Source organism: Guptibacillus sedimenti (genome assembly GCF_028610665.1).
Taxonomy (GTDB): domain Bacteria; phylum Bacillota; class Bacilli; order Bacillales; family Guptibacillaceae; genus Guptibacillus; species Guptibacillus sedimenti.
Genome location: NZ_JAQQWV010000001.1, coordinates 485732 through 500235, shown reverse-complemented (window position 1 = coordinate 500235; position 14504 = coordinate 485732). Strand labels below are relative to the sequence as shown.

At 41.2% G+C, this 14504-nt stretch carries 12 protein-coding genes; 3 read left to right on the top strand and 9 right to left on the bottom strand.

Annotated elements, in window-relative coordinates; genetic code table 11:
• Positions 1-101 precede the first annotated feature (101 nt).
• The 4 genes from PQ578_RS02430 to PQ578_RS02415 form a co-directional block, all read right to left on the bottom strand.
• Complete coding sequence (locus PQ578_RS02430) at positions 102-2261, bottom strand: bifunctional glycosyltransferase/CDP-glycerol:glycerophosphate glycerophosphotransferase (RefSeq protein WP_273832044.1); 2160 nt, start codon at positions 2259-2261, stop codon at positions 102-104.
• A gap of 47 nt (positions 2262-2308) precedes the next feature.
• Positions 2309-2704, bottom strand: coding sequence for a glycerol-3-phosphate cytidylyltransferase (gene tagD, locus PQ578_RS02425; RefSeq protein WP_165998134.1), 396 nt, complete (start codon positions 2702-2704; stop codon positions 2309-2311).
• A 130-nt stretch (positions 2705-2834) separates the two neighbouring features.
• Positions 2835-3608 carry a CDP-alcohol phosphatidyltransferase family protein gene (locus tag PQ578_RS02420; RefSeq protein ID WP_273832043.1) on the bottom strand — a complete coding sequence of 258 codons (774 nt, stop codon included), beginning with the start codon at positions 3606-3608 and terminating at the stop codon, positions 2835-2837.
• Positions 3568-4623: a glycosyltransferase family 2 protein gene (locus PQ578_RS02415; protein ID WP_273832042.1), complete on the bottom strand. Its 1056-nt coding sequence runs from the start codon at positions 4621-4623 to the stop codon at positions 3568-3570. Before PQ578_RS02415 ends, PQ578_RS02420 begins: the two co-directional genes overlap by 41 nt.
• 833 nt (positions 4624-5456) lie before the next feature.
• On the opposite strand from PQ578_RS02415, the gene galU reads away from it, so the two are divergent.
• Positions 5457-6347, top strand: a complete 891-nt coding sequence (gene galU / locus PQ578_RS02410; RefSeq protein ID WP_273832041.1) for a UTP--glucose-1-phosphate uridylyltransferase GalU — start codon at positions 5457-5459, stop codon at positions 6345-6347.
• A 76-nt stretch (positions 6348-6423) separates the two neighbouring features.
• Here galU and PQ578_RS02405 read toward each other — a convergent pair whose 3' ends face one another.
• A complete protein-coding gene (locus PQ578_RS02405; protein WP_273832040.1) occupies positions 6424-6801 on the bottom strand; it encodes a DUF4870 domain-containing protein in 378 nt (125 codons plus the stop codon).
• 138 nt (positions 6802-6939) lie between these two features.
• Between PQ578_RS02405 and PQ578_RS02400 the strand changes: the two genes are divergently transcribed.
• The gene (locus PQ578_RS02400) at positions 6940-8958 is read left to right on the top strand and encodes a LuxR C-terminal-related transcriptional regulator (protein ID WP_273832039.1); all 2019 of its coding nucleotides are present in this window, start codon (positions 6940-6942) and stop codon (positions 8956-8958) included.
• Positions 8959-8970: 12 nt separating this feature from the next.
• Positions 8971-9537 (top strand): histidine phosphatase family protein, encoded by a 567-nt coding sequence (locus PQ578_RS02395; RefSeq protein WP_273832038.1) that lies wholly within the window; start codon positions 8971-8973, stop codon positions 9535-9537.
• Positions 9538-9578: 41 nt separating this feature from the next.
• On the opposite strand, the gene PQ578_RS02390 is transcribed toward PQ578_RS02395, so the two are convergent.
• From PQ578_RS02390 to PQ578_RS02375, 4 genes are all read right to left on the bottom strand, one after another.
• A complete protein-coding gene (locus PQ578_RS02390; protein ID WP_273832037.1) occupies positions 9579-10076 on the bottom strand; it encodes a DUF6843 domain-containing protein in 498 nt (165 codons plus the stop codon).
• 227 nt (positions 10077-10303) lie between these two features.
• The gene (locus PQ578_RS02385; RefSeq protein WP_273832036.1) at positions 10304-11698 is read right to left on the bottom strand and encodes an L-cystine transporter; all 1395 of its coding nucleotides are present in this window, start codon (positions 11696-11698) and stop codon (positions 10304-10306) included.
• A gap of 523 nt (positions 11699-12221) precedes the next feature.
• On the bottom strand, positions 12222-13319 hold the full coding sequence (locus PQ578_RS02380) for an iron-containing alcohol dehydrogenase family protein (protein ID WP_273832035.1): 1098 nt from the start codon (positions 13317-13319) through the stop codon (positions 12222-12224).
• Positions 13320-13331: 12 nt separating this feature from the next.
• Complete coding sequence (locus tag PQ578_RS02375) at positions 13332-14384, bottom strand: alpha-hydroxy acid oxidase (protein ID WP_273832034.1); 1053 nt, start codon at positions 14382-14384, stop codon at positions 13332-13334.
• Positions 14385-14504 lie beyond the last annotated feature (120 nt).

The window sequence follows — 14504 nt, the reverse complement described above, 5'->3', positions numbered from 1 at the left end:
GACAAATAGTAGATTCATTTGAAATGCCCTCTCGCTTTAAAAAACAGGATAGTGCCATTTCGCCTTTATCAGCGGCAGTACCCTGTTTCTTAAATGTGCATCTACACTTCAGCTTTTTCGGGTTCAAACACCCTGTTAATCACTTTCTTAGCTGCATGCCCATCATCAAGATGGCAATATTTATCGTAAAATGCATTAAATTTACTTTCGTACTCGATCTCAATTCTTTCAAGATTTTCAATGGCATCAAGAACGCCCTCTGATGTTTTCAACAATGGGCCAGGTGCTTCATTTTCAAAATCCATATAAAATCCGCGCAGTGAATCGCGATATTTTTCGATGTCATAAGTGAAGAAAAGAATCGGACGACGCAGGTTCGCGTAATCAAAGAATACGGATGAATAATCGGTAATCAACACATCTGATAGCAAATAAAGCTCCGCAATATCGCCATAGTCAGAAAGGTTGTAAACAAAATCACTCATACCCGTTGTATCGATGTGCTCAGCAACTAAATAGTGCATTCGGAGAGCAATCACATACTGATCTCCTAAGCGCTCCTGCATTTTCTTCAGATCTAACTTTAAGTCAAATTTATACTGACCTTTCCCATGAAACTCATCGTCACGCCACGTTGGTGCATAGAGGATGACCTTCTTATCTGTCGGGATATCGAGCTTCGCCTTAATTTCCTGCTGTCGTTTTTTCTTTTCTTCTTCTGGAAGGTAAAGAATATCATTTCTCGGATAACCAACATCAAGCATTTCTTTTCCAAACTTGAACGCTCTTCTAAAGATCTGCGTAGAATAATCATTCGGTGAAACAAGATAGTCCCATTTTTGGGCTTCGTTATAAAAATTTCGCTTGTATTTTTCTGTTGTTGTACCAGGCATACGGACTTCCTTCATATCAGCCGCAAGCTTCTTAAGTGGAGTACCGTGCCACGTTTGCAAGTACACCGTCTCAGGGCGTTTAATAGCAAAATTCGGCATTCTGGCGTTCGATACCCAGTATTTTGCCGTTGCCAGATGATAATAATATGCTGGACTTAATCGACGCACCTGTTTCGGATTTCCAGGTATATCCTTTTTCTGCTTATCATAAACCCATAAATAGTCGTATTTCTGGTTGCTTTTCAACAGCTCTTCATAAATGTAGCGAGGACTATCAGAGTAGCCTTTGCCGCCAAAGCTTTCAAGCAACACTTTTCGCTCTTTCATTGGCATTTTCACAAGGACAGTTCGGTAGAGCTGACGCATGAGTAAGTGCTTTTTCCTTAACGCTCTTCGCCACTGTCTTAAGCGAACGCGAAACTTCATTGACTTCAGAACGGCTTCCTTCTTACCTTTCTGGAGGAGGCGATGTTCTCTTCGTTCAACTAAATTTCTTCGCTTGATTCTTCCTGGGGCCACGAGGGCAAGACAGTTTTTTAAAGCAGTAAAATGATCAAATAAAACAGATGGTTCTTTCGTGGCTTTATTTGTAATACTTTTTGAGTAATAGTTTAACAAAAGCAAGTCCAAATAACGACTAATGCTTTTCGTTTCGCCATATGATAGCTTCATCTTGTGATAAATATAAAATAAGTCAGGTAGCTTCTCCTCAACCGAGTGCAACATTAAAGTTGGATGGTCAATTGGATCGTAACATTCCCCTTTTAAATAAGTCGGAACTCCTGAAATCATCGGAATCTCTTCCGAATGCACAATCGCAGGTATGGAAAATGATAAATCCGCGTAAAACGTTGCTTCTTCATCAAAACGAAGCTGATGATACTCAATAAAGTCTTTGCGAATTAGAAAGTTCGTCGCACTTCTACGGCGGAGAGCTTTAATCTTTCTACCGCCTCTTAATCTCCGTAAGTGGTAGGAATCTTCTCCAATTTCTGTAGGAATGTCAATTTTACCAGCTTTAAAAATAGACGCACCAATTAGATGGTCTTCTCCAACATTGCTTAGAAGAAGCTCCAGTGTATATGGGGCCAGGTAATCGTCACCGTCCATAAAATAGATGAACTCATTTGAAGCATGGTCAATTCCCATATTGCGCGCTTTTGAGACACCAACATTTGTGTCTAAATGATAGCAGCTTAGTCTTGGGTCATGATAATGCTCGATGATTTCTTTACTACGATCAGTTGAAGCGTCATTGATCAGGATAATCTCAAAATCCTGATAAGACTGCTGAAGCAAAGAATCAAGGCATTTTTGAATATAATCTTGTTTATTATAAACGGTTACTATTACACTAATTTGTCCCATCACAATCCCTAGCACCCCAACTATTTATTCTCAAATTCTATGACTGCTTAGCCGTTAGATACAAGCAACTCTTTCTTGATTTTCGTTGTTGAAATTCCTGCCGTACGTGGAAGATAAACAACTTCACAATGATCTTTCAAGAAGTCAAATTTGCCTTCCCAATCATCGCCCATTACGAAAATATCAACATCGTTATTTTTAACATCGTCTACTTTTTGTTCCCAATGTTCTTCAGGAATAACTTCGTCTACGTAACGAATCGCTTCTAAAATGACTTTACGATTTTCGTAGCTGTGATACGCCTTTTTATTTTTGAGTTCGTTAAATTCATCAGTTGAAATGGCTACAATTAGATAGTCGCCAAGATCCTTTGCTCTCTTTAATAAATTAATATGTCCCCAATGCAATAAATCAAACGTACCGTAAGTCAAAACCTTCTTCATTTCGACCCCTCCAGTTATTAGTGTTTAATAGTTTTTTAACGAGACACGAATTAACATACAATTTACAATTTTTAATAATACTTAACATCACGCGCGCTTCATTTGTTTTATAATAGATTTGTACCCAAGTCTATCCTTTATCAAATGAGCGTGATGTAATTATGACGCGCAGGCCTGTCTTTATCACAAGCATGGCGAGGAAAAAGGATATATAGTAAAGTAGAAACTCTGCGCCTGTTACCTGTTCAATCAAAACAATGAACACAGCTGTAACATAAAAGCCAGGTAGGCCAAGCAGAACAGCTACAATATCAAAAAACAGTGAACCATCGCGGATCGAATTCACAGGATCCTGAGTGGTCGATTGCGACATCGTTAACTTCGTTAGCTGGTAGGCAATTGGAACGAGTAATGCCATGATAATCGCTACAATCGTCACATAGATCATTGTCATTTCGAGTAGATTTACTTCAAGCATCCCAGCTTGTCTTAAGACAGTTAAAATCATCGATAAAAAGACCGGCAATGCTGCAGCTTGTATAATAATGTCAATATAATACCCTTTTGATGACGTTTGTTTCGTAATTCTAGCAACTTCACCATCAACGCAATCAAAGAGATAGCCAATATTATAAAATAGCGCGGCAAAAACAATCGATAATGGAGTAGCAATCATTAGTGATAAGCCTGAGATAATCATAAAGAATGCACTCATCCAGCTTACCGTATTTGGTTTTATACTCATTTTAATAAACAAAATGGTAATATAAATCGAAATTCGCCGCAGTACATACCATGACCATAAATCTTCTTTATAACTTAAAGTTTGAGACTGCTTTCGATAAGAAAGAATCGTCTCGTTATCAAGAAATGTGGTCGGTAGTAATTCTTGCCCATTTTTCATGACCGGTCTTCACCTTCCAGTATTGTTTGCTAAAGTATCCGCCTACTAGTCCGAGGCCCCTCGAAAAGTGGAGCAGAAAGAACTGCATCACCGTAGGAAAATATGCGCGGAAACCATGTTGTTTGATAACGCCTAGTGAAGAAACACCGATCATCATCAGGTAAATTGCAACTAATGAGAGTAACCCGATTAAAAAAGCATCATTAAAGAGTGCTCCAATTCCAAGACCTGTTCCCGTAAGAAATGCCATCAAGGGAGCAAGCTGTCGAAATCTCATTACACCTTTTGTACTTCTAGAAGCAATAATACCCCATTTACCATCTGCGTAAGACTTTTGAACAAATGTCTTTACACTATCTCTAGCAAAATAAGTGGAAGCAATATCACTAGACAAATAAAACTTTCCGCCTCGATTTCTAACCCTCGCATGAAATTCTATATCTTCACTTCTTCTTAAGTTTTCGTTGAACAATCCGGCTTTTTGGAATACTTCACGCTTGTAAGCACCATACGGAACTGTGTCTACAAGTCCTTCCCATTTACTGGAGCTTTTTGTAATGCGGAACATTGAGTTCCCGACTCCCATTGGATGTGAGTAAACATACGCATTAATTGTTCCCCAAAATCCTTTTCCTTCCGTTCGAATAACGCCTCCGACGCAGTCCATATTTGGCTTGCGTTGAATTAAGTCATAGTAACCTTTAAGGAAATCTTTAGGGATCATCGTATGACCGTCTACCCTTAAAATGTACTTTCCTTTTGCATTTTGGATAGCAAGATTCCATCCTGTAGGTAAGGTTTCTTTCGGATTTTCAAATAGTCGAATTCTTCCCGGATTCTTAAGACTAACATCTTCTATAATATCTTTCGTTCGATCGGACGACATTCCATCAACGATTAGAATTTCATATGAATGCTGAGGAAACTCCTGTTGCAAGACACCTTCTAGCAACTTTCGTATATACCTCTCTTCATTCTTCACGACGAGAAGCACGGAAAAGAACAATTCTTTCATTTCTTTTCATCCCTTCACAACTTCGCCTTATCTCTTTTTTCTCTCTATGAGACTATTTTTTCAATAAATCTTTTCAATCTAATACTTAAGTATACATGAATTCGATTGAATAATCATTGTAAAAATAAGGGAAAAGCAGTTTATTTTCTTTCAATTGTGTGAACAATCTCTGCTAGATTCTTCATGTTCTCACGTCAAAAAAGCTAAGACTGACTGATCGTGGATTAATGAGAAAACTAGGTTCATTACGTTAAAACAATGCTGTCGCTATAACTTCATCGCAACATATGACACCCTTCGTCACATCCCGGTAAATTGTGGCCCTTAATTCGCTTGTAATAAATGCCTGTTTAGTGAATACGATCGAGCTTATAGACAAACATAAAGCCAACGCATACTTTTAAACCAAAATGGGAATAGGGTCATTTAGAATAATAAGTTCAATCGTTTAGACAGACTACACATCAAAACAATTGAGCTTACTTCTTTAATCAACCTCATTTAATAATTTACGAACATGCAGTTATCCTTCATTACCCTTCTTGTATGAAATAAAACTATACACAGGCGTACTAGCGAAATTTTCGCATAAACGGGATTTAGTGTGTTTCATCTTAACATTTCAGGATTGAGAAGGATACCGACTATTGTTGTCGAAAATTCTGTAATAGAGGCATTCACGATAAACAAAATGTATCTGAAGCCTCTAAGCACGTCGTACTACGTGCATTCTGCTAGGTTGTGAAAAAGCAGGAAAAAAGTCGGGAAATATGTTAATATTAGTAAGCACTTATATCGATTTTGAAATCAATTAGTTACTGGGAGGATTCAACATGAGAGTAAGGAAGGCTATTATACCTGCCGCTGGTCTTGGAACAAGGTTCTTACCGGCAACTAAGGCACAGCCAAAGGAAATGCTACCAATCGTGGACAAGCCAACGATTCAATATATTGTAGAAGAGGCTGTTGCCGCTGGAATTGAAGATATTATTATCGTTAGCGGTCGCGGAAAGCGCGCAATTGAAGACCATTTTGACAAATCTTATGAGCTTGAAGAAACGCTTATCAAGAAGCAAAAAGAAGCGATGTTAAAAGAAGTTCAGCAAATATCTAATTTAGCTAACATTCACTATATCCGTCAAAAAGAACCAAAAGGCCTTGGACATGCGATTAACTGCGCAAGTCGTTTTATTGGTAATGAGCCTTTCGCAGTTCTCCTTGGAGACGACATTGTCAAATCAGAGCAGCCGTGTATTGGTCAGCTCATGGATAGCTACAACCGTTACCGTACTTCTATTGTAGGTGTTCAACAAGTTGCGGACGAAGCCGTTTCAAAATACGGGATTATCGCTCCAAAAGGAGAACAAATCGACAATGGTATTATTCCCATTAAATCTCTTGTTGAGAAACCTTCCCTTGAAGAAGCACCGTCTAACTATGCGATTTTAGGACGTTACATTCTAACTCCTGAAATATTCTCCATTCTTGAAAACCTGCCTAAAGGCGCTGGTGGAGAAATTCAGCTGACAGATGCGATTAAAGTATTGAATGAACAGCAAGCCGTTTTTGCTCATGAATTCGAAGGCCAACGTTACGATGTTGGTGATAAATTTGGTTTCATTAAAGCAACCGTCGATTTTGCTCTAACACGCCCAGATCTTCAAAAAGATGTGATGAACTACCTGAAACAAGTGGTTGATCAAGAATTAACGACCAAAAAATAAAGAAGTCTTCTTGAGCCCTTGAAGCTCTGATTCAATAAAAGCCGCGATTTTCTCCAAAAGAGAATCGCGGCTTTTCTTATTTCATTTTCGCTAACTGCTTTTCGGAGAAGTCGCCAGCGATTGGAAGCTTATATTGATTCCCCTGATAGGCTTTTACCATTAAAACAATCCAAACAATTAAGCTAAGAGGAGGTAAAATCAGAACAGAAACGATTGTACCAATAACAGGAACAACATTTAACACAAGACTTATAACGAAGAAAGCTCCGAACACAACAATGGATTGCATAGCGTGAAACCGAACGAACTTGTTTTCTTTTTCGATTAATAAAAATATAATTCCAGTGACAAACCCTAACACATAGGTCAACAGTCCTGCGACGTTTTCCTCCAATCCGCTTGAAGTCTTTCGTGGGGTTGGCGTCATTTTTTCTGGATTATTCCCTGCCTCCACAGCGATCCCTCCCTCAATTTGTAAATTCAGAATATTGTATTAATTAATTTTATCAAAAGCAGGAATTTGGGGGTAGTATACGAAAGTATACTACTTAGACAAAATTCGAGTAATCTTTTATAGCGGAGTGTGATACGGATGGTCCTTCCAGATAACCCCAATCATGATCAAAGTCAGATGAAGGCTTTTCCATTTAATATTACGAGAGAAAAAGAATTAGCTAGCTTCTCTCGCTTACTAGACCATAGTGGAAGTGGTATTCTTTCAGTCTATGGCCAACCAGGAACCGGGAAAAGCGAATTAATGACTCACTATCAAAAAGAAGCCACGGATCGAGGCGTCGTTTTTTATCTTGTTAATGCACAATATTCAAAAGCCGAGCCATCTGCTTTTCTTCAACTATTGCTTGACCAGATGAGCGCCTCTAACGTATACATTTCACCACTTGAAGCCATTCATATGCACATCCAACATCTAGAAAAACAAGGAATTCGCTTTGTCATTGCGATTGATTCCTACGAACGATTTGAAAAGTTAGATGAATGGTTTAGACAGTCCTTTCTTCCTTCGCTACCCTCTTCCAGCATTCTCATTTTCTGCGGTCGTAAGCAGCTTAATGCGTCCTGGAGAGCGTCAATCTGGTATCCCTTTATCACATCGATCGAGTTAAAAGGGTTTAGTATGGGCCAATTCGATTCGGTGTTCCAAACATTGGATCCGGAGCTCGTACAGCTAGCCTGGAAATTTTCAAGCGGTAATCCTTATGCCTTATCGCTCTGCGTGCAGAAATTAAATGAAACACAAGAGTGGAATGAAAGAGATGAACAGAAAATTTATCGAACCGTTGTAAAGGAATGGCTTAGTGAACTTGAAGATGATCACCTCCTTCCTTACATAGAGGTGGCATCAATCGGTCGCTACATTCAGCAGGAAAAACTTGAGGTAATGCTTGATCAATCGATATCACGAAAAGATTTTGAAGCGCTCATCTCTCTTTCTTTTTTTGAAGAAACGGAAGCCGGCTGGCAGTTAAATACACTTTTCCAACGCGCAATGCGAGATGACCTTAGAAGAAGGAAGCCCTTTTACTATCATCAGCTCTGGAAGCGCGCTTTGCTTTATTGTCGTTCCTTTTTCGATCATGATCGAATAGTGGATTCTACGGAAATTAGTGAGTTTTTTTACTTGCTAGGTGAACCTATGATGCGAGCCTCGTTATTTGATTATGAAACGTTATCAACGTACACGATGACTTCAGCAAATCAAGATGACTGGAGGGATATTCTTCCTTATTTAGAAGAGAATGCTCTTGTCAGCGAAGATCTGCAGACTCCGTTTGCGAATGAGCACAGTGGAGAGAAGTTTAACAAATACTTCACCTCTAAAAATAACAACCAGGAATCGGCTTTTATGACAAAAGAAATGATCGAGTCCGTCGGTATTCACCACGTGAAGTTGCTTCGACAAAGAGATGGAATCGTCAAGGGAATTGCTTTCTTGCTACCCATTCAGTCAAACACGCTTAGAAAATTGCAAAGCAGTCCTGTGACAAGAAGTTATTTTAAGAGAATCTCTCCCGCTGAAGAAAAGCGCATTCTTTCACAAGATACACCATCCGGCTGGGTCATTCGATACCTAGGCGTGAAAAACCCAAAACAGATGGAAGATCGAAAAGCACTTCTTTACCATCTTCTTCCGCTTGTGTTAACCGAAGGGATTCTCGTTGCTTCAACGCCCCTTCCTTTTTATCAAGAATTATTAGAACAGTTTCGATTTAATGAAATTCCAGAAGCGATGCATTTTGATTATGGCCCTGATCGACCTTCTAAAACTTATGAGCTTGATTTACGAAATGCTCGACTCTCTCACTATCTTGAAACGTTCGCAAATGCTCTTGGAGTTAATCTATCTGAGACGCCCGACCATCATTTCCACTTTACTGCTCGTGAGCAGGAAGTAGTTTCACTTGTGATACAAGGATATTCTAATGCCAAGCTAGCACAAACTCTTTCTTTAAGCGAAGTTACAATTAAAAAACATCTTAGCCGTATTTATGAGAAAACCGGTGTAAAAAACCGGACTCAGCTTACACGTGGGCTGCTTGAAACAAATTTCGGGCGGGGGGGTCTGGCCGGCACCGCCCCCCCGCCGCTTTAAAGAGGTGAACCAATGAAGCAAACAGAAATCTATCTTGTTCGCCATGCGCACTCGACCTATTCACCAGATGAGTACGGTCGCGGCTTATCATCCAATGGCCAACACGATCAGAAATTGCTCACGCACCAGATGGCTGAAAAGCACATCGACGTGATTCTTTCTAGTCCATATAAGCGAGCAATTCAAACAGTTGAAGGCATCGCTCTACAGCACGATAAGGACATTCAACTGATCGAAGCATTTAAAGAAAGAACGCTCGCCGGAAAGTCGGTTGAAAATTTCCAGGAAGCGATAGAAATGGTTTGGCATAATGAATCCTATGCGCATCCAGGTGGTGAATCAAACGAAGAAGCGCGTAATCGCGGCATTGTTGCACTAAAGGACGTCCTAAAAACATATGAAGGAAAAAGCGTTATCATTGGAACCCATGGAAATTTGCTGGCATTAATCTTGAGTCATTTCGATCAGAAGTACGATGTCACCTTCTGGCGTAACCTTGATATGCCTGATGTGTATTGCCTGATGTTTGAAGAAGAAACCTTGGTAAACGTACAGAGAATATGGGAGAGAGTAAACTAAAACGACGGCGAACTCGCCGTCGTTTTCTTATCGTTATTTGGTTACTCCAATAACCCTTCTTCCTTAAGCTTCTCTTCTACACTGCCTGTAATATTTCGGTTGCTCGCATTTTCCGGACCTTTTCCGTGAAAGTCGTCACTGCAGTGTGACTGTGTTAAGTAAAAAGCGTTATAAAGCAAGCGCCGATCCGCTATAGTAATGCCGCTATTCGGGAACAGATACGTGCAATTTGTCTCGATTGAGGTACGCTTATCTTTTTGATCAACGTAATAAAACTCATCTGTTACTCCCCCATATTCCATATCTTCCGTTGAGGTTAAGTACGTGCCATCCTGATCATAAGGGATCACCGTAAAGCCTTTTTCTTTTTTTAACTTAGGTGCACCTTCTACGTTATAAATAACGATCAATTTCCCTTCAAAACCTTCCGGAACGAGATGAATTGTATCGGTTGTTTCATGTTGAACCGATGCCTGTGATGAACAAGAAGCCGTCACGACGATCACTAGACTTAAAACAAGCAGCCTGAGCCAATACATTCGCTTCCCCCCTGACCATTTATACCCTTATTTCTTTTCGACGGTGACTGCCGCACTTCCTTCAATTGCAGGATTTTACAGGCGGACAGAATCACCCGCTTAAGTTTATGGCAAAAAGATTCATGGCTAGGGAGGGCCATGGCAGCATGTATAACCCCTTGCACGAGCAAAGGTACTGAAGAAATTAAAAAACCCCGCTTCTTAATCGAAGCGGGATCCCTCTTTCTTTATACAGCAATATCTTTTTCAATTGCCTTCGAATCGTTAAATTTATCATGATTAAATTTCCCAAGAATACGGGAAGTGAGCGTTCCTGATGTCATTGCACCGTTTACGTTAAGAGCCGTCCGTCCCATATCAATGAGAGGCTCCACAGAAATAAGAAGTCCTGCTAAGTAAACTGGTAAGTTCATTGAAGAAAGGACGATCAATGCTGCAAAAGTAGCTCCACCGCCAACACCAGCGACCCCAAATGAACTAATGCCTACGATTAGCACAAGCTGAATTAAAAATCCTGGGCTAAGCGGATCGATGCCAACTGTTGGCGCGATCATCACTGCGAGCATCGCAGGATAAATGCCTGCGCAACCATTTTGACCGATCGTAGCGCCAAACGAAGCTGACATATTCGCTGTTCCTTCATCAACACCAAGGCTATTTTTCTGTGCAGAAATATTCAACGGAATGGTCCCTGCGCTTGAACGTGATGTAAAAGCAAATGTAAGAACAGGTAGAACCTTTTTCAAATACGTAAGTGGATTTAATCCACCAGTTGCAATCAAAATTAAATGAATGATAAACATTACAAGTAAGGCGAGATATGATGCGAGAACGAATTTTCCAAGTTCAAGAATTCCTGCTACGTTCGTCTGAGCCACTGTTGTTGCCATTAAGCCCATGATCCCAAAAGGAGTTAAACGAAGAACAAGCGTAACGATACGCATTACGATTGCATAAACGGCATTAACACCCTTCGTGAAAACGGCCGCTTGTTCAGGATTTTTCCGTCGTACTCCCAGTGCCGCAATCCCTACGATTGCTGAGAAAATAACGACCGCAATCGTGGAAGTTGGACGAGCTCCAGTCATATCTTCAAACGGATTAGCGGGAATGAAAGCAAGAATCTTATCTGGAGTACTCATATCCTTTACGCTACCAAGCGTTTCTTCAAGATAACTTCCTCGGTCCTGCTCTGCCTGCCCCGCTTCAATTTGCTCGGCATTTAAGTCAAAGATGAGCGAACTTCCGACACCAACAATGGCCGCAACCATTGCAGTGGAGACAAGAATGCCAATGATCCAACCTGACATCTTTCCAAGCTCTGACGTCTTCTCAAGATTTGTAATCGATTGAATGATCGAGACCATAACAAGTGGAATAACGATCATCATGAGCAAGCGAACGTATCCGCTTCCTACAATGCTATACCAATCGGATGTTTGACTAACAATCTCCGAACTAGCACCAAATGCAATTTGTAAGTAAACCCCTAGCGCGACACCGAAACCTAATCCGGCAAAAACTCGCTTACTAAATGATACATGCTTCTGCTGCATCTTTATTAATACACCAATAAGAACAAGTAAAATAGCAATATTCACAATAACGATGAATGTATCCATACTGAATTCCCCCTCTTTAATATTATCTTGAGACTAAACTTTATAATCCTTATAAGTTTAGTCGGCATTAATCTAAAATACTACCATATTGTGGCACTGTCAAGTAGAACCGCCGGAACAGTGCCTGTCACTCCCCGTTATTTGTCGAATGGGTAAAAGACTGAGGAAATCTCCTTCTTAAGGATGAGATAAAAACCGAACCGGTGGCCGGTTTATTTCATTTCGTTGCGGCGTAGAATGAAAGTAACAAAAGAAACGAAGGAGGTGCTTCCGATGGAAAACATTTATGTGCTGGAACAAGAAATAATCAACCGCCGCTAACATCTAAATTATATAAGGAGGAATTTCTATGACAATCTTATTGCTTATCAAGAACGTCTTTAAAACTAACCCTCAGCAGCAGCAGCACATACGCGATCACCATAATCGACACCTTGATCTGCTCGCAAGCTCCCCTTACCATAGCTAGCCCCCTGGATGTTGAACGCAGCCAGGGGACTTTTTCTTGCATTTAGGAATTAGCTCAGCTTAACGTCAGTTGCAAAGCTTCTAATCCCAGGATCGCTTCAATGACATCACTTTTCGAAACAGGCAAAGCCGTTTGAAAGTGAATCGACTCTCCTTCTTTCGTCGCGTATTCAGCAATCACATCAGCGGCGCCTTCCATATTCGCAGATGCAACCCCAAGTAACTCTAATGAGAGCGGCAAACCAATTTGCTCATAGAAAGAAAACAACCCTCTTACTTCCGCCCACTCCCCTTCTAGTACAAGCTGTACTAAAATACCGTACGCAACTTTTTCACCATGAAGAAAAGAATGTGCTTCTGTAACATGCGTTAGCCCATTATGAATTGAATGCGCTCCAGCAATTCGTCCATAGCGATCACCAAGACCCCCTACCATTCCTCCTGATAAAAGATTCGTTTCAATGACGCGGATAAACGCATCGCTCAGATAACCCTTTTGCTGATCTTTAACCGCTTGATCACCATCCTTCACAAGCACATCGCGGCAGCTTTTAGCAACCTCGTATGCTAATTGTACAGACACAGGCGTAGAAGGTAGTCCTTCAATTAATGCTCTCGCTTCGTACCATTTGGCAAGCGTATCACCAATCCCCGCTCGTAAATAAGCGATTGGCGACTGTAAAAGAATTTCGGGCTCTACAAGAACAAGATATGTACTTCTTGGAAAAATAGTATACGTAATAAATTCGCCTTCATCTGAATATTTCACGCTAAGGGGCGTGGTCGCTGCACAAGTAGAAGCAAGCGTGGGCACAAGTGCTACATCTTTATTCATTTCGTGACCAACGGCTTTGGCAACATCGAGAACTTTTCCACCCCCGACACCTAAAATCAAATCAGCCTCATGGATGCTTGCTAATTCAGCTTGTCTTGCAATTTCTGATTCAGAACATTCCCCATTGTACGTAGAGTACGCTGTATGAAAATCAGACAAATCCGGGAAGTGTTCTTGAGCCGCCTCCCAAGAGCGATGCCCTGAAAGAATAAATACCTTCTCAAACCGTCCTTCTTGAAGAAGACGAGGTAATTCTTGAAGCACGCCAGATCGACATTCATAGTGCCCAGGCGTTGCTCTCACTTGTATCGATTCCAATTTTCATTCCTCCTAAGCTTGCTGAATCCATTCTTTGTTTAGTTCTTTTAATGAAGAAACTCCTGCTAACGATAAAGAGATAAAGAGATCTTCCTTGAGCTGCTTTAACACACGTTGCACTCCAACTTCTCCATCTGCAGCAAGTCCATAAAGGTAGGGGCGACCAACAAAAACAGCGTCAGCTCCAAGTGCAAGTGCCTTAACGATGTCAGCTCCACGTCTAATCCCACTATCAAATAAAATGGTTAGCTCATCACCAATTTCCTTTTTAATAGAAGAAAGAGCATCAAGAGAGGCAATACAGCCATCTAGCTGACGTCCTCCGTGATTGGATACGACAATCCCTTCGATGCCAAAATCTGCAGCAGCCCGCGCATCCTCCGCACTCAATATTCCTTTTAAATAGATGGGAAGCGACGTAATGCTTTTCAAATACGCAATGTCCTCCCAACAGAGAGAAGGTTTATAGAAAACCTTTTTCATTTCATCTAAAAAGGAAGCATTCTCCGACCGACTCACTCGTTCGTCGAACACGGGATCAGCTTCATAGTTTGCAATTCCCTTACCAAGAAGAAAAGGAGAATACCGATTGGTGCGATCGCGCTCACGATAGCCAAGCATCGCCGTATCCACAGTGATTACAATTGCAGCATATCCTGCCGTCTCGGCCCTCTCTACCAAACTTTTAGCAATAACAGGATCATTCGGATAGTATAGTTGAAACCATCTAACGCCATGAGTTTCAGATGCAATCTCTTCCATTGAATAAGAAGACACGGTGCTTGATACAAACGGGAGATTTTCTTTCGCGGCAGCCCGAGCTGTCGCAAGCTCGCCCTCTTCATGAACAATCCCCTGCATCCCGATAGGCGAAAGTAGTATCGGTGCCGCAATTTCAGTTCCATTCACCTTCACTTGCGTTGAAAGATGCGAGACATCTGTTAGAAAGCGAGGAACGATCTTCCACTGTTCAAACGCCTGTCGATTCGCCCGAAGCGTTTCCTCAGCCCCAGCGCCACTTTGCACATAATCAAAAACGTCATTAGGTAATTTTCGTTGCGCCAATTTTTCCAGTTGCTCATACTGAACAGGAAAAGTTGTATCTACGACCACGTTGGGGGGGGGGGGGGGGGGGGGGTGTGGGGGGGGGGGGGGGGGGGGGGGGGGGGGGGGGGGGGGGGGGGG